Genomic DNA, 20,813 nt, shown 5'->3' with positions numbered 1-20,813 from the left:
AGGAGGTGATCCAGCCACACCTTCCGGTACGGCTACCTTGTTACGACTTCACCCCAGTCACCAGTCCTGCCTTAGGCATCCTCCCCCGCGAACGGTTTGAGTAATGACTTCGGGCACTACCAGCTTCCATGGTGTGACGGGCGGTGTGTACAAGGCCCGGGAACGAATTCACTGCAGTATGCTGACCTGCAATTACTAGCGATTCCTCCTTCACGCAGGCGAGTTGCAGCCTGCGATCTGAACTGAGCTCCGGTTTGCGGGATTTGCTTGCACTCGCGTGGTAGCTGCCCTCTGTCCGGAGCATTGTAGTACGTGTGTAGCCCAAGGCGTAAGGGGCATGCTGACTTGACGTCATCCCCACCTTCCTCCGGTTTGTCACCGGCAGTCTCTCTAGAGTGCCCAACTTAATGCTGGCAACTAAAAACGAGGGTTGCGCTCGTTGCGGGACTTAACCCAACATCTCACGACACGAGCTGACGACAGCCATGCACCACCTGTGTTCGCGCTCCCGAAGGCACTCCCAGCTTTCACCAGGATTCGCGACATGTCAAGCCTTGGTAAGGTTCTTCGCGTTGCATCGAATTAAACCACATACTCCACCGCTTGTGCGGGCCCCCGTCAATTCCTTTGAGTTTCACCGTTGCCGGCGTACTCCCCAGGCGGGATACTTAACGCGTTAGCTACGGCACGGCTCGGGTCGATACAAGCCACGCCTAGTATCCATCGTTTACGGCTAGGACTACTGGGGTATCTAATCCCATTCGCTCCCCTAGCTTTCGTCCCTCAGTGTCAGTTACGGCCTAGCAGAGCGCCTTCGCCACTGGTGTTCTTCCTGATCTCTACGCATTTCACCGCTACACCAGGAATTCCCTCTGCCCCGAACGTACTCTAGCTATGTAGTTTCCACTGCTTGTATCTAGTTGAGCTAGACTCTTTAACAGCAGACTTACATTGCCACCTGCGGACGCTTTACGCCCAATCATTCCGGATAACGCTTGCATCCTCCGTATTACCGCGGCTGCTGGCACGGAGTTAGCCGATGCTTATTCCTCAGGTACCGTCATTGTGTTCTTCCCTGAGAAAAGAGGTTTACGACCCAAGAGCCTTCCTCCCTCACGCGGTATTGCTCCGTCAGGCTTTCGCCCATTGCGGAAAATTCCCCACTGCTGCCTCCCGTAGGAGTCTGGGCCGTGTCTCAGTCCCAGTGTGGCTGATCGTCCTCTCAGACCAGCTACTGATCGTCGCCTTGGTAGGCTCTTACTCTACCAACTAGCTAATCAGACGCGAGCTCATCTTCTGGCAGTTAACCTTTCACCTTACGGCACATCCGGTATTAGCCACCGTTTCCAGTGGTTGTCCCAGACCAGAAGCCAGATTCTCACGCGTTACTCACCCGTCCGCCACTAACTCCGAAGAGTTCGTTCGACTTGCATGTGTTAAGCATACCGCCAGCGTTCATCCTGAGCCAGGATCAAACTCTCCGTTTTGAATTGGAAAGCTTTTTAGCTCTATAGCTGCTCTTTTTTAACTTCAGCTTAGTTATTTTTTATTTGCTTGACGCAATCCACTTGCTGTATAATCGCTTTCAAACTATAATATTTTCAAGGTTCGGTGTCCTTTAAGCGTCGCTTTTTCGCGCTCCGCTTCCAGCACTTATTCAATATAGCGAACCTCCTTAAGCTTGTCAACTATTTTTCCAAAATTCTTTTGGACTGTTTTTATATCGCTATAAAATCCTTGTAACCTAAGGGTTTTAGACTATAGTATTCCTGGAAGTCACTAAGGAAGCAATAATTTTGTGAGCAATTCTGGTGTTTTGCCTCCCTGGCTGGTTTTAGATCCTCTTTTGCGTGCCTGGTTGGTGGAGGATATTGGCAGGGGCGATCGCACAACAAATACGCTACTAGTAGAAGATGTGACGCTAGGCTCTGCTACATGGATCGCAAAAGCTTCTGGGATAATTGCTGGCTTACCAGTTGCAGCTAAGGTGTTTCAGATATTGAATGAAAAAGTCAGCTTTGTGGCGATGGCAGATGAAGGTGCATGGTGTGAGCCGGGACAGATAATAGCTGAAATCCATGGTTCACTGGATGCGCTGCTGATGGGGGAACGAGTCGCGCTCAACTTAGCTATGCGGTTGAGTGGGATTGCGACGCTGACTAATATATATGTAGAGAAAATTGCTGATTTACCTGCTCAGTTGGTGGATACGCGTAAAACTACGCCAGGGCTGAGACTGTTGGAAAAGTACGCGACTGCTTTGGGTGGGGCAATTAATCACCGGATGGGGTTGGATGATGCGGTGATGATTAAGGATAATCACATTGCGGCAGTTGGGGGAATTGGAGAAGCAGTTACCCGTATTCGTTCTCAGATTCCTTATCCCTTGACAATAGAGGTTGAGACAGAAAGTTTAGAACAGGTGAAAGAAGCTTTGCAGCACAACGCGGACATTATTATGTTGGACAATATGCCTTTGGATATAATGCGTCAGGCGGTACTGTTGATTCGCCAGCAGGATAACCGAGTGAAAATTGAAGCTTCGGGGAATGTGACTTTGGAAACGATTCGCGGCGTGGCGGAAACGGGTGTTGACTATATTTCTAGCAGTGCGCCGATTACTCAATCAAAGTGGCTAGATTTGAGTATGAGGATTGTACTTTAAATAGAATAAGGTCAATTATCCTCCTGCAAAGTCGTTGTAATATCGCATTTTTGGACATCAAAGCCTAAAACAATGTCTTTTTTGAGGACACCGAGTTCAACTAAGTTTATGTATCCAGCTTTTAAGTAAGAATACTTGATATATTATTTAACCAGGTTTGATCGAGCTACGATGTGAAATAAGAACAGCGATAAAAAAGCGATCGCTTACCTATCCTCTAACAATTACCTGAGAATCATCACAATAGTTACGGAGAATTAATCCAGATCGATTGTTACCGAATTTAATTTCCAAGTCACAGAAAATAGCGATCGCCTTAAACAACAGGTTTACTAATTCGCAGTCCCATGATCACTAAGTCCCTTTCAACGCTGTCAAGTTCGGCAATCTTAGGCAAATGTCCCCAGCGTTCAAAACCAAATGTTTCAAAGAGTTTTAAACTGGGGTGATTGTGGGCAAAAATGAAGCATACTAGGCTCTTTAGACCTAAATTAGGACTTTCGCTAATTGCTTGTGCTAAGAGTTGCCGTCCCAAGCCATACCGATGAAAGCTAGGGGCGATGTAAATACTAATTTCCGCAGTCTTACTATAGGCGGGTCGCCCATAAAAGGATTGGAAACTAAGCCATCCGGCAATTACTCCGTCTACTTCAATTACCCAAAGTGGGCGTTGTGAAGGCGATCGCCCCTTAAACCAAGTAAGGCGACTTTCCACGGATACTGGTTCTAAGTCAGCGGTTGCCATACGGCTAGGAATTGCAGCATTGTAAATTGCCACAATTGCAGGCAAGTCAGTTTCAGTCGCATGGCGAATAGTCATTGTACCGTGTCAAAAAAATCTTCAGAAAATATTCAAAAATAATACAGTGTTAACAGTAGCAATTCTACGGCTTCTATCGTATTGTCACAGATACTATGCCAGGTAGCGATCTCGTACCTTACATAAGATAATGGTTAACCTTACTAGCAAGTATGTGATGCGCCACTACGGAAGATACCACAGCTGCTATAACTAGAGGAAAATTCCAGTGCACTATCTACTGTCTTTTGTGTAAAAAAAACACTTTATAATTCCTTACTTTTAAATCCTAAGTTTTTATTAATAACGCATTATTCATTATTCAATCCTACAGCAGTAGATAATTTTATCATATCAGAAAGAATTATTTTTATGCAACATAATGACATCCTACTTTTGTCAAATTGAGATAATTTATATTTTTTAATTTAGTAATTACAAATATTTTTTTAATGTTATTTTTTTAAGTTTTACCTGAGATTTTATAATCTCAAACACTTTCAAATTAAGACTTACAACTAATTTGATTATGTTTTTATATACATAGACTTTAGGATTGTAGATAACAATAAATTGTATTTTGTTACGATATTTACAAAGAACTGATTTGAAGTTAGTAGCAATCACTACAAGTTCTATATATAGCTAAAGACAGAGGTCACTATCATGTATTAATCTTTAAAATAAATATAAATATAAGTTTTACTGATGTAACATTGAGTAAAAATACTATACTATGTCTATTAATTGTTTAAAAGTTAATGATAAATTCAGTGCTACTCAAGACAGTAAAATTTCAAATATTGTTGAAATAGCGCTTTTTATAGATAAAATAAAAAGTAATATTTGGCTTTTTGGTATTCCATCTTGGCTTTTTGGAGTAACCGATAGAAGTATAGCCGCATTTGCAAATGGTTCTTTATCTGCTATAGAAATATTTCAGCTATTTACAGCCTCTTTCTTTTTTGTGAGTTGGCTATATCTAAAGCCAGAAGAAAGCTTCAATAGTAATGATTTAGGCCCTAGTCAATATCAAGAATATCTCGATCGGACTCAAGCTAATAAGCTTCAATTAAGAAAGCTACACATGATTAGCCAGGAGTATATTTTACCCTTTCCTTATATTTGTCAAATATATCATCTATTAAACTTAAAACATTTAGAAACAGTTCATAGGTTTAGCCTTAATAATCTTAAAATTATTAATATCAGCCAGTTCCAAACTACAAATGTTGGTGGTAAAATTACATTTCAGACTATATTAGATTCGCCAGCTAATCCTTTGAGAATTTGGCGACAACCAACTGTAGAGGTGGATCTAATATTACATACTCCCTACACTGTTGAACTAAGTATTCCAGTCTACAATAACAAAAGGATAATTGTTATCTTTCATGCTTTCCCGTTAAATGACTCAGAACATCATTTCTTTATAGATATTTATAGTGACCTAGAGTGGCCAAAGCCATTATTACAAATAATCTTACATTTTGCTTCTTGTTTGACTCTATTTGAAGATTTGCCATATCTAAGAGCTTTAGGTGAAAAAAATATAGGGCGTTTATTCAACCTAAGTAGGACTTCAAATCACGAGACTGCGTTGTTGTTTAAAAGATTTGTTGAGCTATATGGTTCGAGTGGAGAAGCAACTAAATTACTTGAGGGAAGAGAAGAAAGTTAGGAATTTTAAACTCATAACTCCTGATAGTTAAGCGCGTGCTAGTAACGGAGCAGCAGCTAGTAAGGTTTTGGTATAAGGGTGCTGAGGATTAGCAAAAATCTTTTTTGTAAGACCGAGTTCAACAATTTTACCGCCATTCATTACGGCAATCCGATCGCACAAAAATCGAGCTAACCAAAGGTCATGAGTAATGAATAGATAAGTTAACTCAAATTCTTCCTTTAATTGCAACATCAAATCCAGCACCTGCGACTGAACGCTGGCGTCTAACATACTCACTGGTTCATCACAGATTAAGAGTTTAGGGTGAGTAATTAAAGCACGAGCGATCGCTACTCGTTGCTGTTGTCCACCAGACAAATCCGACGGGTAACGCTCATAATACACTTCTGGCGGTGTTAATCCAACTTTATTTAGCATCCACAAAACCTGTTCTTTTGCCTTGGTAGGATTAGCTAGATTGTGAATAAATAAAGGATCTGCAATACTTTGTCCCACTGTCATAGCTGGATTGAGACAAGCATGAGGATCTTGAAAGACCATTTGTATTTGTCGCCGCGAGGAACGAATTTCTTGACGCGATAGTTTAGTTAAATCCTGTCCTAAAAACTCAACTTTGCCACTAGTGGGACGAATTAGTTGCAAGATCGTTCGTGAGAGTGTGCTTTTGCCACAACCTGATTCCCCGACTAAGCCAAGAATTTCTCCTGGATAAATATCCAAGTCGATCCCATCTACTGCTTTAATTGTCTGCGTTTGTGTGTTAAGCAGTCGTTCGATAAAGTTAGGTTCTATGGTGTAGTGTTGCTTAAGTTCTGTAACGCTTAAAATTGGAGATTGCTGATTAATAATCGGTAATTGCTTTTCTGCGTCATTGGCAATTATTAATTCTCCACTATCAGTTACAGCTTGAATGTGTAAAGCTGCTTTTAAGAGCGATCGCGTGTATTCATGTTGAGGTTGCCTAAATACGGTTTCTGTAGAACCCATTTCGACCATCTTACCGTTGTACATCACGCCAATGCGATCGCAATATTCAGCTACCATTGCTAAATCGTGAGAAATCAGCAATAATCCCATGTTTTCTTCACCGCACAGGCGAGTTAATTCTTGCAATATCTGCGCGGAGACGGTGACATCTAAACTGGTGGTGGGTTCGTCAGCAACAATAAACTTGGGGTTGAGGAGTAAAGCTAAAGCGATCGCTACCCGTTGGCGCATTCCACCGCTAAACTCATGAGGATACTGATTCCAACGACTAGCGGGAATATTCACCTTTGCCAAGGTAGCAAGTGCTTTTTCTTTAGCTTCGCGCGTTGATAATTGTGGTGAGTGCGCCTGGAGGGTTTCGATACAATGCTTACCAATCGTCATCAAAGGATCGAGGCGTGTCATGGGATCTTGAAAAATTAAGGCGATCGCCTCTCCCCGAAATTTCCGCAGGTGGTTAGGTGTCAAGTCAAACACCGATTTTCCTTGAAATGTCACCCGTCCCTGAATACGGCTAGAGGCTGGTAGTAAACGCATTACTGCCCGTCCAATAGTTGATTTACCACAACCTGACTCTCCCACCAATCCCATTCTTTCACCTGGTTGCAACGTGAAAGATACATCATCAACCGCCCAGCTTGCTTCTTCTCCACTCCGCCCAGGATAGGCAACTCGCAGATTTTCGATACAGAATAAGGCTTCACTCATAGTTAGTTATCAGCCCTGAGCTACCAGTTTTTATAATTTCAAATTTAGGATAGTCTATCAAATTAAGTATTAGACCTGTTTTATAAAACTTACCTAAACCTAGCCAAACTTAATTTAGTGTAACCGTAGCGATCGCGTTCAGGAGGCAAGAGTAACCTATGTTTAAAAGCATTGGACTTAGTTTGTATCTCACGGCACTTGATGCTCGTACCATATCTTCTTTTTAAACAGGATAATGACCCACAACTAAAGTAATCAATAGTAATCAATCATAATTTTTCCTCCTGCCTCCTGCCTTCTGCCTCCTGCCTCCTCTTAATTGGAGACAGCTATCGATATTCTTGATAAGCACTGCTAAAGTTGATACAGCACACAACTATGATGTTATAAGTGCAAAATTTAAATCTGTAGGAACTCGAATCAAAATTAAGTCAGTAAATCAGGATTTTCAAGTTAATATTATGGAGCAAAATCAGCCAGAACAGAGGCGCGCTGCCGATCAAGTGTTTCAAGAATCCCTCGAACAGTTGGAGGATATCTTACAAGAAAGTTCGACTGAGGAAGAAGAGATCCCCCAACTGCATACTAGTAATTTTACTGAAGTCGAACTCGATCAAGACTTGATAGATATTGATTTAGCGGCTCTTGAGGACGCAGTTGCTGATATTGAACAATATCTTGAAGAAATAACAAAAACCCAATTGGGGTAAAAAGTTAAAATTTATTACTGACAAATTAGTTGCCGTTGAGCTTCGTACAACATTAAAGCGGCTGCGATCGCCACATTTAAGGATTCCACCCCAGGACTCAAAGGAATTCTTACTTGTTGGTCTGCGATCGCAGCTAAATCTGCTGATAATCCAGCACCTTCATTTCCCAGTAAAATCATACTGGGTTTTCGCCAGTCCACTTCCCAATAAGTTAAAGTCGCATCAGGTAAGGTTGCCACTACCTGCATTCCTGCCTGCTGACTTTGTTGGACTGTCGCTTTTAAATCTTCGGTTACGGCTGTTGCTAGGCGAAACCATTGCCCTGCGGAAGCACGTAGAACTTTAGGACTATCTAAATCTACACTATCTCCACTGACCCACAACCCTGATGCTCCAGCGGCAGCGGCGGTGCGAATCATCGTACCCAGGTTGCCGGGATCTTGTACCGTTTCTAAAGCTAGCGCTAAACCAGTAAATGGTAGTTGAGTTTGGCGTTGGCTTCGTTTTGCCGTTGCTACCACACCATCCGGCTGGACTGTGGTAGCGATCGCATCCAAAACTTCTCTACTGACAATTTCGGCGCGATCGCATTGGCTACAAGCTTCTTCCCACAGCGAAGAGTGGGCTACTTGCCATTCTGGAGTACAACACACTGTTTCTAGTGGGTAATTGACCGCACAAGCTTCTTCTAACAGGTGTGTTCCTTCTAGTAAAAATAAGTGCTGCTTGTGCCGCTCCTTGGTGGAGTGTAGCTTGCGAATTTGTTTGACTAGGGAATTTTGTAAACTGGTCAACATCAAAAAGTTAAGAGTTAGAAATTAATAGTTAGGAGTTAATTTAGTTATCTTTCAACTCATAACTCTTGACTTTTAACTCCTAACTTAAAATAGTATGCGGAACCCGGGACTTGAACCCGGAAGCCTTGCGGCACTAGAACCTGAATCTAGCGCGTCTGCCAATTCCGCCAGTTCCGCTGGCATTTGTACTTATCGACAATTTCTTATTATTGCGTTATGTTTTACCTTTGTCAAGTAAAAGCATAACGCCTCGTTAAAAGTCTCTAACTGGAAACGATTTTTTCAGACACAAGGTCGAATCAAAATATTAACTGAACAGTACAGCATTGATTTTTAGAGAACACTTAAGTTATTTTACTGAGTATTTATTTTTGCTTAAAACTACTACTTATTAATTCTTTTTTTTAAATTCTTTAAAAAGCTCAAAAAGCCTGCTATTGCTTCTTTTTAGCTTGCATTTTTACCCAAAAAACAATTTTTTTATACAAAACAGTGCTTTAAAACGTGGACATTTTGAATCTTTACTGTAGAATCAAAACCAACTTCAAACATATAAAATACGTATTACTTTTGGAGGTAGGCTTATTAATCCTTCTACCAGCTTACCAGATGCCAAAATTGCTCCAGAAGCAGACTCCTCAGTCTTGCAAATTTGGGGTGGGCATCCTTTGCGGGGTCATGTGAAAATTAGTGGGGCAAAAAATTCAGCACTGGTAATCATGGCTGGAGCCTTGCTGTGTCCGGGCGATTGTCGCATCCGTAATGTCCCTTTGTTAGCGGATGTAGAGCGGATGGGTCAGGTATTATCAGCTTTGGGTGTGCAATTAACCCGACAAGGCGACATTTTAGACATCAATGCCAGCGAGATTAAAACATCAAAAGCTCCCTACGAATTAGTTACCCAGTTGAGAGCGAGTTTTTTCGCCATTGGAGCGATTCTGGCAAGACTGGGAGTAGCACAGATGCCCTTACCAGGCGGTTGTGCGATTGGGGCAAGACCAGTTGACTTGCATGTTCGAGGACTGCAAGCAATGGGAGCGGAAGTACAAATTGAGCATGGCATTTGTAATGCCTACGTCCCTGGCAGCAGCCGGAGATTAAAAGGTGCGAACATTTACTTAGACATCGCCAGCGTTGGAGCGACAGAAAACTTGATGATGGCGGCTACCCTGGCAGAGGGGGAAACGATCATCGAAAATGCTGCCAGAGAACCGGAAGTAGTCGATCTAGCTAACTTCTGTAACGCGATGGGAGCGAAGATTAAGGGCGCGGGGACTAGCAGGATTATTATCGAAGGAGTCCCCAAGTTGCATTCTGTTGACTACAGCATTATTCCCGATCGCATTGAGGCTGGGACCTTTTTGCTAGCAGCAGCAATTACCCGCTCAGAACTTATTCTCTCGCCAGTCGCTCCAGAACATCTCATCCCAGTAATTGCCAAGCTGCGGGATATTGGAGTGACAATAATTGATGAAAAGCCTGACCACTTACACATTCTGCCAGCAGAAACCCTTAAGGCAACGGATATTGAAACTCAATACCATCCAGGTTTTCCCACAGATATGCAAGCGCCATTCATGGCTTTGCTGGCAGTGGCAGAAGGCGACAGCGTAATTAACGAATCCGTCTTTGAAAATCGCTTGCGTCATGCCTCAGAGTTGAATCGTTTGGGGGCAGATATTCGTGTCAAAGGCAATGCTGCTTTCGTTCGGGGAGTACCAAAATTATCTGGCGCACCGGTATTAGGTACAGACTTACGGGCATCGGCAGCGTTAGTCATCGCTGGACTAGCGGCAGAAGGACAAACCACAATTCAGGGTTTACAGCACCTCGATCGCGGCTACGATCGACTTGATATGAAGTTGCAGCAATTGGGGGCTAAAATCCTCCGCGTGGGCGAAACATCAACGGATGTAGAAATCGCTCCCAGCATCAGTAGCTTGTCAAGTTGAAATTGATCGGTTGAGACTGATGCTGGGATAAGAGGAACAAGGGAGACAAGGTAAAATCTTCTCCCTTGTCTGCCTTTATCTCTCCCATCTATACCTTGCAATCTGCTGAATTATCCTGATAGATAGAAGCTTTTAAGCTTTGCCCATGTCTTTTTTTGATGAATATTCTGGAAAAATCTGTGTTGGCTGTTACAATATTGTTAAGAAAAGTTGCCCGTTGCATTTTGGGAACGTGCAATTGGGTTTTAACTCTCTTGAGAAGACAACGCAAAAACATTTTTTAGACCAGCTGTGGGAGGCTGGTCTTTTTGTATTTAAAGTCCTCATACATTATACTTATCGGTTTTAGTGTAATACTCATACTGTTTTATTAATTACTTTTATTGGTTTGTAATACATTGGTTATTCAGTTACCAAATCGCCTCAAGGCTTAAAATAAACCCCTGTAAAACATCTTCTCCTGACAAAGGCATTGGTGGAACAAAAACTGATACCCAATTAAATAAAAAATTAAGTCTGTGAATGGCTGAAAATCTACTGTTTTGAGTACTTGTCGGAATGTTGAGTAAGACGGAAACTTGATTGTCTGATCTAGGTTTAACAGTTCAATTAAGCCAAGTCTGTGTATTTTGGTAAAATCCTCCAATGGTCGGTAGCTCCAATAAGAAAGTCATTGCTCCCAGCAATATGAGCAATAATACTAACCTGGTGCTTTAACTACTAATTCGTCCTAGTGTTTTGGTTTCTACCTACACAACTGGTGAGGCGAGAGGTGTCGAAACTAGATCCTTACCTGGAAGAAAGGCGATCCGATTATCGAACCTACTGGTGTATATCGGCTGAATAATGGGCAGTTACTATTAAGTCGAAAATGTTCTTAATTTTGGATAAAGTCGAGCTAAAATCATGACGGAAAGAAGCCCATAACTCCTAAATATGTGTCTCCATGCTAGATGCATACATAGTTCACACAAATGAGAAAAATTACAAATTTCAACAGTGCTGGTAAACTGACCGCTTTTTTGTTCCTGATAACTCTCTTCCTCACACCTTGTGTAATTGTAAATGCAGGGGAACGTGGTGTATTAATGAAATTTGGCGAAGTACAAAACCAGATATTAGGAGAAGGACTTCACTTAATTATTCCTGTAGTCAATACTGTGAAAAAGTTGAGTATCCGAGTCCAAAAACAGGAAATTTCTGCTGAGGCTTCTTCCAAAGATTTACAAAATGTTTTTGCCGACGTAGCTCTCAATTGGCATATTATTCCCCAGGAAGCAAATGCCATTTTTCAAGAAATTGGAGATGAACAAAATGTAGTTATTCGGATTATTAACCCAGCAGTTGAAGAAGTGCTAAAAGCAGTAATGGCAAAGTATACTGCTGAAGAAATTATTACTAAACGAGGAGAAGTCAAAAGTGGAGTAGATGATGCATTGTCCACACGACTGGGTAGCTATCACGTTGCTGTTGATGATATTTCTCTAGTTCATGTGCATTTTTCAGAACGATTTGGTGAAGCGGTGGAGGCAAAGCAGATTGCTGAACAAGAAGCAAAACGAGCAGAGTTTATCGCACTGAAAGCAACAAAAGAGGCTGAGGCAAAAGTTAATTTAGCTAAAGGAGAGGCTGAGGAACACAGATTATTACGTGATGGTTTAACTCCAGAAATTCTGCAAAGGCAAGCAATAGAAAAATGGAATGGTAAGTTGCCATTAATTGTAAGTAAGGAGCCTCCAAAATTGTTGAATTTAAGTGAATTTTTAAAATTTGACGAAAATTGATCTTCTAGTTAGCTGATTTGCTCTCCATCCAGAGACTTAGAACCCAGATTTCTTGAATAAGTCAGTTTTTTTGTTCGTAACTCCTCTACCTATTGCTATATTTGCTATATATATAACGTGGTATGGGTGTATATCTATGCACCCATACTATCGATTCCTTGTAGTAAAGGTGATATAAATTAACTGTTGGAGAATAAAATAGGAGAATCAAGAATCTTCAACTGGATCAACAGTATAATTAACAGGGTATAAACTGTCGAAGAAATTAAACCTGTGAATAATTCTTTTTTGAGGTTATGCTCTTGAGGCTCTTTTTGAAAAATGTCCTTAGAACCGAATTGCATCAAGAGAATTCCCACAATATTAGAGAGCCAATATCCGATAATTGAACAAGGTAGAAGCAATTTTGGGGAAAGTAAACTACATGCATACCCAAAACCATAAGCTATTGGCAAATTGAATAGTAAGTCATTCCACCAACACAGTGGTGATAATAAATATCCTAGTATTAGAAAAAATCCACCTCTGAGTTTTTTGAAAATGTCTTTTTTGAACTCTACTGGAGTAGACTGTTGTAATTGCTCTAGTGCTGTGTCTCTTGTTACATTCAACTCTTGACTAACGTTTTGGACGCTTTCCATAAAAAACCACTATTCCTATCGTCTTAGTGTAGTTTAATATATAAACTAAATTAACGTCTAGTACATGAGTGATGACATTTTGGCTTTTTGATGCTGAAAGTTTTGCCATTGGATAGTCTCAGCAAAATCGTAAAAAGTAAAATTGAGTTTAAATCAACTGCAACTTCACGATATCTGAATTTCTGCGAGAGACACATCAGTTAGTTTGCTTCTTGCAGAATCTAGGTTTTCCTTGAATATCTAAGTGAGATAGAACAATTTATACACACTTGAGTAATTAACGCTATTTATTGCTAAATAAATTTCAAAATAAATATATATATTTCTAAATCATAGCACACGATGAGTTCCAACACCGATATTGCAATAGCCAGAGCCTTATTAGGTTGGGGTGAATGTGGAGTTGCAAAATTTGTATGTTTTTGCATATAGCAGGGACAGAAATTTGAACTAATAATAGCTACAATAAAAGTGCTGAGGTATCTTAATCGAAAAATGACAGATTTAACTCCAAACAGCACCTTTTTAATAGTAGGAATTGTTTTTATAACGATTGCTGTTATTGGGCAATCTAAATTAGCTTTTATTGAAATCAATCCTGGTTGTTTTGGGAGACTTTTGGCTTTAATTATTGGTATTTCGAGCCTATTATATGCTTTAAAACTACTCAACTTTTCAACAGTAAACCTGGATTTATTAAGAACTTCTCTGACAGAACAAATAAAACAGACTATAAGTTCAATTAATGACCTTTTGCAAGGTTCCTAATAGATCGTAAATAAACTTTTCTGTCTGCATCTTACAGCAATTTTCAGGAAAATAGACCACAGTAGTTGAACCAACTGAAGGCATTATTTTTGGTAATGTAATTGACAGCAAGAGCCATTGCTGGGTTGAGTGAGTCGAGTGTGCGTGTCTCACAGCCACGGAGAAATTGCTTCAGTTTCGACCAAGACAGTTCTATGAGAGATAAATCTGGAGAGTAGGTACTCTGTTGATTTTATCTAATCTTCGGCTTCTTAATTTATTTGCTGATCAGTGGGAATGGCACAGGGAGCGAGAAATTTAACGAGTAGAGCTATATCCATTGGTTTATGATGTCTATCTCAGAAATGTACATTTTTACTGAGTATATTAATGCTTCTTCCCTATCACCTTAATTCTTTTACCTGGATGCGAAATTTGCCCAATAATCGCTGCCAAGCTAGTTCTTTTGTCGCTTCATCCCAATGCCAGCGTAATAAATTAGCGGAGTGACTCTTGGCAATTCCAGGCAAACCAATCCCTTGTCTAGGTGCATCTGTAGCTAGTAAAATAGCAGTCTCTACATCACAAATCCCCCACTTTACCAAATTCTGCACTCCCACTAATAAGGGTAAAGTCGTCCCCGATAAAGTGCCATCGGCTAGTCGTGCTGTACCGTTTTGAACTCCGATTTGGCGACTGTCCCAAGGATAGATGCCATCGGGTAGTCCCAGAGGTGAAAGGGCATCGCTAACGAGGAACAGCCCTTTTTCTTGATAACTAGCGCGGAGTAAAATTTGCAGCATCGTGGGCGAAACGTGTTCACCATCAGCAATAAAACCACACATCACATCAGGATGGGTAATTGCTGCCCCTAATAATCCTGGTTCGCGGTGATGTAACGGTGGCATGGTGTTGAAAGCATGAGTTACCATCGTTGCACCAAGTTCAAAAGCAAGTTGCGCTTGGGCTGATGTTGCCTGAGAATGTCCTAAGCTAACGGTAATCCCTAAAGAGCGCAAATATGGAATTACTTCGTTTGTGGGATCTAACTCCGGTGCTAGGGTGATGACTTTTACAATATGGGCATAATCACCCAAAACCCGCTTTACCTCGTCAATTGTTAAGGGTAACAAGTACTCTGCTGGGTGTGCGCCGCGCTTTTGGTAATTCAAAAATGGGCCTTCTAGATGTACTCCGAGAATCTTGGCAGATGACCTTACCCCCAACCCCTCTCCGTTGACAGAGAGGGGAGTAAAATTAGCAATGACTGCAAGCGATCGCTGAATCTTTTCTACTGAAGTTGTCACAAGTGTCGGTAAAAATCCATCTACCCCGACATCCCACAAAAATTGCGTTATTTTCTGAAGTATATGAGCATTTTCAGCCGTCAAATCAGGAAATGCCAAACCCAACGCACCGTTAATTTGCAAATCAACTCCACCCAATGAAATCCAGTCACCTGCAACATCTATCACGGATGCACAGATGTCCTTTTTTACTGTACCCATTGGCAAGATTTGCTCAATTATGCCCTCTTGATTAACCAAGAGCATCTGCAAATCTTTGTAACCAGGTACTCTAGCATTGATAATATCTACAGAATTTTGTGTTGCTTGGGTCATCATACTGACGAGAAAAGAACTAAATCTGATTTTAGATGCAACTAACATCAATGAATCAATTCAAACAACGCCAATAGATGAGATGATGATCCGCATCACCTAGCTTCCATAAGCTAGCTCAAATAATTTTGAATTTTAAATTTTGAATTTTGAATTATTATGACTCCCCTAGTTGGTATTATCATGGGCAGCGATTCCGATTTGCCCACTATGAAAGATGCGATCGCAGTTTGTGAAGAATTTGGTGTTGAGAGCGAAGTGGCGATCGTTTCGGCTCACCGTACCCCAGAACGTATGGTGCAATATGCTCAACTTGCACACCAACGCGGTATTAAGGTAATTATTGCTGGTGCCGGTGGTGCAGCCCATCTACCTGGAATGGTAGCGTCTTTAACTCCCCTTCCTGTGATCGGTGTTCCTGTACCCACTCGGAACTTACAAGGTGTAGATTCTTTGTATTCTATTTTACAGATGCCTGGTGGTATTCCTGTGGCAACAGTAGCGATCGGTAATGCCAAAAATGCCGGACTTTTAGCAGTACAAATCCTCGCAACTCATCAACCAGAATTGCTAGAAAAAGTGCAACAATATCGCCAAACCTTATGTGAATCTGTAATTGCAAAGCAAGCAAAACTAGAACAACTAGGCTATGAGCAATATTTACAGCAGATGTTTTAATAAATATTAATACCAGAGCAGCAGAGCAGCAAAAGAATTCCTAACTATTGACTTAATGACCAATGACCAATGACAAATGACTAACCAAACTATTCGCATTGTTGCCCATATTATTGCTTTGCCTAACAAAGTAGAAGAACTAAAAGCTGTACTGTTGGAACTCATTGAGCCAACCCGTCAGGAAGCAGGTGCGATCGAGTATAAACTTTTGCAAAACCAAAACGATCCAACAGATTTTACTTTTGTAGAAGAGTGGACTTCTGATGAAGTCCTGAATACTCATCTAGATTCACCCCATTTCCAAGCGGTAGCAGCTAAACTCGAAGGTTTAGTGACTGCTGCACCAGATATCCGCCGCTACCATCTTTTGGCATAATGTCATCTTACTAACTAGAAGCAGACTGTTTATTTTTAGGGATCGTTTGGAATATCTCAGCCTTAAATTCTAAGATTGAAGCGATCGCTCCAGAATCAAGGCAGCATTCTGAAGTATCTTGATCCTGAGGCCTTAGTCAAAAATTGAGAGCTGCAATATCCATGTGCCAACTGCTCGGAATGAATTGCAATGTTCCAACAGATATTTGCTTTTCTTTTGAAGGGTTTTCTGCACGGGGAGGAAAAACGGATGACCATAGCGATGGTTGGGGCATTGCTTTCTTTGAAGGAAAGGGATGTCGAATGTTTTTAGATGCTCAACCTTCTGTTGCTTCTCCGGTAGCGGAGTTTGTGCGGAGTTATCCCATCCACTCAACCCATGTCATAGCCCATATCCGCAAAGCTACTCAGGGTGAAGTTGCCCTACACAACTGCCATCCTTTCCGCAGAGAATTGTGGGGTCAATATTGGGTATTTGCCCACAACGGTAATTTGCCAGATTTTGATCCAGAAAATTTGGGCTTTTATCAAGCCGTAGGTGACACCGATAGTGAAAAAGCATTCTGTATGATGCTAGAAACATTGCGATCGCGCTTTCCTAAAGGTAAGCCTGATATAAAGGAACTGTACTCTGTGCTGCAAGAAATTACTGCCGTAATTGCGAAAGTGGGTATATTTAATTATTTATTGTCAGATGGAGAACACTTTTTTGCTTATTGCTCAACTAATCTCAGCTACATTATTCGTCAAGCACCTTTTGCTGCTGCCCATTTAATTGACCAAGACATGACCGTAGATTTTCGGGAAGTAACTACTGAACGCGATCGCGTTGCTGTGATTGCTACCACACCCCTGACTGACAACGAAGTTTGGACACAAATCCAACCAGGGGAATTACTAGTTTTTCAGGACGGGCTACCCCTGAAATATGCATTCAGTTAATAATAAATAGTTGGTCGATTTTTCCCATTTAGATAATTTCTAGATGGGTTTTGTTTTTGATGCATAGGACTTACTTGATTTTGTTGCCCTACGTTAAGCCAATCCCTAGAATAGACTCTCCTCAAAAATTAGCTATTCCCTAGCAAGTTGCTTGATGCATCAGGTAGCTGATTGCGATGCCTAGGTTGGGCTGCACCTATGCAATTTGATAGTTGAAAGTAAAAGCATTTGTAATTCCTCACAGAACTGGTAAAATCACCATATTCTTGATAAAGAATATGAGGTTTTTTGGTGTTTGTACTAGATATATGGAATCATCCAGTATGATAAACACTATATAACTGTATTCCCATCAATTATTTGTAGATTTAGTGGAGGAAATAAAATGAGTTTGTGGCAACGCCCACTGAAAAGATTACAAGCGATCGCGTTCAATAGAACGTATCGGTTCAGACTAAATTCGCTCAAAGGCTTTGTATCACTCTTTTTAGTAGGTACTGTATTGAGTGTAGCCCTTGCCGCCTGCTCAGGTGGAGGAACTGGGAATAATTCTGCCTCTGAAACCCCTGCTGCTAGTGCTACTCCAGTGGCTGCAAGCAAAGATAATGTTGAACTAACTCTGGTTTCCTTTGCAGTTACTAAAGCAGCTCACGAAGCAATTATTCCTAAGTTTGTAGAACAGTGGAAGAAAGATCATAATCAAACTGTCGTCTTCAAGCAAAGCTATGGCGGTTCTGGTTCCCAAACTCGCGCCGTTATTGATGGTTTGGAAGCAGATGTTGTTCACTTGGCACTAGCTGGAGACACCACAAAGATTGAGAAGGCTGGATTGATTCAGCCAGGATGGGAGAAAGAAGTTCCCAACAATGGTATTGTCTCCAAATCTGTTGCAGCATTAGTTACTCGTTCCGGCAATCCTAAAGGCATCAAAAACTGGCAAGATTTAGCTAAAGACGGTGTGAAATTGATTACTGCTAACCCCAAAACTTCCGGCGGTGCTAAGTGGAATTTCTTAGCACTATGGGATTCTGTAATTAAAACAGGTGGCGATGAGGCTAAAGCTACTGAATTTGTGACTAAAGTTTACAAAAATGTGCCAATCTTGCCTAAAGATGCGCGGGAAGCTACTGATACATTTGCCAAGCAAGGGCAGGGAGATGTTTTAATCAACTACGAAAACGAAGTTATTTTGGCACAGCAAAAGGGCGAGAAGGTTGAGTATGTCGTTCCCGATGTGAATATATCCATCGACAATCCGATCGCTGTGGTAGATAAAAACGTCGATAAGCACGGAACCCGCGAAGTTGCTGAAGGTTTTGTGAAATACCTCTATAGCCCAGAAGCACAGCAAGAGTTTGTTAAATTGGGATTCCGTCCTGTGGATGAGACTTTAGCTCAAACCAAAGAAGTCACAGATAAATTTCCCAAGCTGAAAACTCTGGGTACAGTTGCAGACTTAGGCGGTTGGGGAGCAATCGATCAGAAGTTCTTCGCAGATGGGGGCGTGTTTGATAAGATTCAAGCCCAAGCTAAACGGTAATTAGTCATTAGTCAATGGTCGGTGGTCAGTAGAAAAAACAACCGACCACTGACAAAAAACTTTTTTTAAAATTAAAATTTTGAATTTTTGACTATGACGACTGTATCTCCTTCTGTGGAAGTTGAACGCAAAACGCCATTCTGGAAAAGATTGGGGCGGGTTCCGTGGACTTGGCGAATCACCATTGCATACCTGACGGTGATGTTGTTTATCCCTATTGCTGCCATGTTCCTGAAAGCAAGTACGGAACCTCCGGCGAGATTTTGGGCGATCGCAACCAGTGATATCGCATTAGCCACCTACAATGTTACTTTTGTTACAGCAATATTTGCTGCTTTGCTTAATGGCATTTTTGGGACTCTGATTGCTTGGGTTCTGGTTCGCTACGACTTTCCCTTAAAGCGCTTGATTGACGCCACAGTGGATTTACCCTTTGCACTACCAACTTCGGTCGCAGGGCTAACCTTGGCAACAGTTTACAGCGATAATGGCTGGATAGGTTCGCTACTAGCACCACTGGGAATTAAGGTGTCTTTTACCCGCACGGGAGTAGCGGTAGCAATGATATTTATCTCACTACCTTTTATTGTGAGAACTGTGCAACCCGTACTTCAGGAAATGGAACATGAAATTGAAGAAGCCGCCTGGTGTCTGGGTGCTTCTCAATGGCAGACCTTTTGGAAAGTGATTTTGCCGCCTTTATTTCCGACAATTTTAACTGGTGTTGCCTTGGGTTTCTCCCGTGCAGTTGGGGAATATGGGTCAACTGTGATTATCTCTTCCAATACGCCATTCAAAGATTTGATTGCACCTGTGCTGATTTTCCAGCGATTAGAGCAGTATGACTATTCTGGTGCAACAGTAATTGGCATAGTTTTACTATCAATTTCGTTGGTACTCCTATTGGCAATTAATTTCTTACAAGCATGGGCAAGGCGATATGACAGTAGATAAGCCAAGTTTTCACTCATCATCTGGGTCTGATACAGATACAGCCAAGCCGAAAGAGCAGAAGAGTTGGGTGCCAATAGTTTTAATTGGGATAGCGATCGCCTATTTAGCCCTAGTTCAATACATCCCGGCAATTAACGTTTTTGTCCAAGCCTTTAGTAAGGGTGTTGGGCCATTTCTATCCAACCTGACGCGAGCAGCTTTTCTCCATGCAGCTTGGCTAACACTGTTGCTAGCTGCGATCGCTCTACCTGTGAATACAGTGTTTGGGCTATGTGCAGCTTGGGCGATCGCTCGTCATAAATTTCCTGGACGCGCCGTAGTTTTGAGCCTTATTGACCTGCCCTTTTCAATTTCGCCCGTAGTTGCAGGATTAATGATTGTGCTACTTTACGGACGCAATGGCTGGTTTGGCCCTTGGCTCCAGGCTCATGATATCAAGATTATCTTTGCCTTTCCAGGTATGGTGCTGGCTACAGCCTTCGTGAGTATGCCCTTTGTGGCGCGAGAAGTGATTCCGGTTTTAGAAGAATTTGGTAAGGAGCAAGAAGAAGCTGCTAGAACTTTAGGTGCGAAAGATTGGCAGATATTTTGGCGCATCACCTTACCCAGTATCCGTTGGGGCTTACTCTACGGTTTAATTTTGACCAATGCTAGAGCAATGGGTGAATTCGGAGCGGTTTCGGTGGTATCTGGCAATATTGCTGACCAAACCCAGAGTTTACCATTGTTTGTAGAAGACGCTTACAAACAATACGAAACTGAAGCGGCTTTCTCTGCGGCTGTACTGTTAGCGTTGCTAGCAGTAGTAACTTTGGTGCTGAAGGAGATTCTAGAACGAAAAACCCGCATTAAAGATGTTGAGTAGAATCCCCAGAGAATAAATTGAAAATCTAAAACTTCAAACTATTCGCGATCGCACTTAATCCTATTGGCGCGATCGCTTTTCATTTTTGACTACTTATTGATTAACTACCGTGACCGAAAAAGACTCATGATACAAGCCCCTAAATTTATTTATGGGGATTATTAATTTTGACTTTTGACTTCCCCGTTCGCGTAGCGTCTCGCAGAGAAGGGGCTGACTCACTCAAAGCTAACGTCACTGAACAGGGTGAAAAATTGCTAGGTGGTAAGCACATCCAGGGAAAACTGATGAGTAAAGTAGTAAACTTACTGTTCCAAGAATTGTGTAAAATAATTCCTCTGACCTGATGCTATTAACCCTTCA

Annotated in this window: 18 protein-coding genes, 1 tRNA gene and 1 rRNA gene (1 of these 20 running past the window's edge); 13 read left to right on the top strand and 7 right to left on the bottom strand. The window is 41.6% G+C overall.

Going from position 1 to position 20,813, the window contains the following annotated elements; genetic code table 11:
- Nucleotides 1-1,487, bottom strand: a 16S ribosomal RNA gene (locus NLP_RS02590); it reaches 2 nt to the left of the window's first position.
- A 311-nt stretch (nt 1,488-1,798) separates the two neighbouring features.
- On the opposite strand from NLP_RS02590, the gene nadC reads away from it, so the two are divergent.
- A complete protein-coding gene (nadC, locus tag NLP_RS02585) occupies nt 1,799-2,665 on the top strand; it encodes a carboxylating nicotinate-nucleotide diphosphorylase (RefSeq protein WP_104905023.1) in 867 nt (288 codons plus the stop codon).
- Nucleotides 2,666-2,981: 316 nt separating this feature from the next.
- Here the strand turns inward: nadC and NLP_RS02580 are convergent, their stop codons facing one another.
- Nucleotides 2,982-3,485: a GNAT family N-acetyltransferase gene (locus tag NLP_RS02580; protein ID WP_104905022.1), complete on the bottom strand. Its 504-nt coding sequence runs from the start codon at nt 3,483-3,485 to the stop codon at nt 2,982-2,984.
- A gap of 715 nt (nt 3,486-4,200) precedes the next feature.
- Here NLP_RS02580 and NLP_RS02575 point away from each other — a divergent pair.
- Nucleotides 4,201-5,145, top strand: a complete 945-nt coding sequence (locus tag NLP_RS02575; RefSeq protein ID WP_104905021.1) for a hypothetical protein — start codon at nt 4,201-4,203, stop codon at nt 5,143-5,145.
- A gap of 27 nt (nt 5,146-5,172) precedes the next feature.
- Here NLP_RS02575 and NLP_RS02570 read toward each other — a convergent pair whose 3' ends face one another.
- Nucleotides 5,173-6,843, bottom strand: coding sequence for a dipeptide ABC transporter ATP-binding protein (locus tag NLP_RS02570; protein WP_104905020.1), 1,671 nt, complete (start codon nt 6,841-6,843; stop codon nt 5,173-5,175).
- Nucleotides 6,844-7,304: 461 nt separating this feature from the next.
- Here NLP_RS02570 and NLP_RS02565 point away from each other — a divergent pair, with 461 nt between their 5' ends.
- Complete coding sequence (locus NLP_RS02565; protein ID WP_104909748.1) at nt 7,305-7,553, top strand: hypothetical protein; 249 nt, start codon at nt 7,305-7,307, stop codon at nt 7,551-7,553.
- A 14-nt stretch (nt 7,554-7,567) separates the two neighbouring features.
- Here NLP_RS02565 and NLP_RS02560 read toward each other — a convergent pair whose 3' ends face one another.
- Nucleotides 7,568-8,350, bottom strand: a complete 783-nt coding sequence (locus NLP_RS02560) for a TrmH family RNA methyltransferase (RefSeq protein WP_104905019.1) — start codon at nt 8,348-8,350, stop codon at nt 7,568-7,570.
- Between the two features lie 95 nt (nt 8,351-8,445).
- Nucleotides 8,446-8,527 (bottom strand) — tRNA-Leu (locus NLP_RS02555).
- Between the two features lie 407 nt (nt 8,528-8,934).
- On the opposite strand from NLP_RS02555, the gene murA reads away from it, so the two are divergent.
- Both murA and NLP_RS02545 read left to right on the top strand, forming a co-directional pair.
- Nucleotides 8,935-10,302 carry a UDP-N-acetylglucosamine 1-carboxyvinyltransferase gene (murA, locus tag NLP_RS02550; RefSeq protein WP_104905018.1) on the top strand — a complete coding sequence of 456 codons (1,368 nt, stop codon included), beginning with the start codon at nt 8,935-8,937 and terminating at the stop codon, nt 10,300-10,302.
- A gap of 974 nt (nt 10,303-11,276) precedes the next feature.
- The gene (locus tag NLP_RS02545; RefSeq protein WP_104905017.1) at nt 11,277-12,086 is read left to right on the top strand and encodes a prohibitin family protein; all 810 of its coding nucleotides are present in this window, start codon (nt 11,277-11,279) and stop codon (nt 12,084-12,086) included.
- Nucleotides 12,087-12,265: 179 nt separating this feature from the next.
- Here NLP_RS02545 and NLP_RS02540 read toward each other — a convergent pair whose 3' ends face one another.
- A complete protein-coding gene (locus NLP_RS02540; protein WP_104905016.1) occupies nt 12,266-12,727 on the bottom strand; it encodes a hypothetical protein in 462 nt (153 codons plus the stop codon).
- A 495-nt stretch (nt 12,728-13,222) separates the two neighbouring features.
- On the opposite strand from NLP_RS02540, the gene NLP_RS02535 reads away from it, so the two are divergent.
- Nucleotides 13,223-13,495, top strand: a complete 273-nt coding sequence (locus tag NLP_RS02535; protein WP_234017178.1) for a hypothetical protein — start codon at nt 13,223-13,225, stop codon at nt 13,493-13,495.
- Between the two features lie 383 nt (nt 13,496-13,878).
- Here NLP_RS02535 and nagA read toward each other — a convergent pair whose 3' ends face one another.
- The gene (gene nagA / locus NLP_RS02530) at nt 13,879-15,096 is read right to left on the bottom strand and encodes an N-acetylglucosamine-6-phosphate deacetylase (RefSeq protein ID WP_104909746.1); all 1,218 of its coding nucleotides are present in this window, start codon (nt 15,094-15,096) and stop codon (nt 13,879-13,881) included.
- Between the two features lie 159 nt (nt 15,097-15,255).
- Here nagA and purE point away from each other — a divergent pair, with 159 nt between their 5' ends.
- The 7 genes from purE to NLP_RS32690 all read left to right on the top strand — a co-directional run bounded on the left by purE (nt 15,256) and on the right by NLP_RS32690 (nt 20,797).
- Nucleotides 15,256-15,774 carry a 5-(carboxyamino)imidazole ribonucleotide mutase gene (gene purE / locus NLP_RS02525; protein ID WP_104905015.1) on the top strand — a complete coding sequence of 173 codons (519 nt, stop codon included), beginning with the start codon at nt 15,256-15,258 and terminating at the stop codon, nt 15,772-15,774.
- A 76-nt stretch (nt 15,775-15,850) separates the two neighbouring features.
- Entirely contained in the window at nt 15,851-16,150 is a 300-nt protein-coding gene (locus tag NLP_RS02520; protein WP_104905014.1) for a putative quinol monooxygenase, read from the top strand.
- A gap of 161 nt (nt 16,151-16,311) precedes the next feature.
- Nucleotides 16,312-17,091, top strand: coding sequence for a class II glutamine amidotransferase (locus NLP_RS02515; protein ID WP_104905013.1), 780 nt, complete (start codon nt 16,312-16,314; stop codon nt 17,089-17,091).
- A 385-nt stretch (nt 17,092-17,476) separates the two neighbouring features.
- Entirely contained in the window at nt 17,477-18,631 is a 1,155-nt protein-coding gene (locus NLP_RS02510; RefSeq protein WP_104905012.1) for a sulfate ABC transporter substrate-binding protein, read from the top strand.
- 93 nt (nt 18,632-18,724) lie between these two features.
- Nucleotides 18,725-19,585, top strand: coding sequence for a sulfate ABC transporter permease subunit CysT (gene cysT, locus NLP_RS02505; protein WP_104905011.1), 861 nt, complete (start codon nt 18,725-18,727; stop codon nt 19,583-19,585).
- Nucleotides 19,572-20,450 carry a sulfate ABC transporter permease subunit CysW gene (gene cysW, locus NLP_RS02500; RefSeq protein ID WP_104905010.1) on the top strand — a complete coding sequence of 293 codons (879 nt, stop codon included), beginning with the start codon at nt 19,572-19,574 and terminating at the stop codon, nt 20,448-20,450. Before cysT ends, cysW begins: the two co-directional genes overlap by 14 nt.
- A gap of 167 nt (nt 20,451-20,617) precedes the next feature.
- Nucleotides 20,618-20,797, top strand: coding sequence for a hypothetical protein (locus tag NLP_RS32690; RefSeq protein WP_158680257.1), 180 nt, complete (start codon nt 20,618-20,620; stop codon nt 20,795-20,797).
- The last annotated feature ends 16 nt before the right edge of the window (nt 20,798-20,813 follow it).

The organism is Nostoc sp. 'Lobaria pulmonaria (5183) cyanobiont' (genome assembly GCF_002949795.1).
GTDB lineage: Bacteria > Cyanobacteriota > Cyanobacteriia > Cyanobacteriales > Nostocaceae > Nostoc.
Note: the sequence above shows the minus strand (reverse complement) of the source record. Positions and strands in the feature narration are given on the sequence as shown.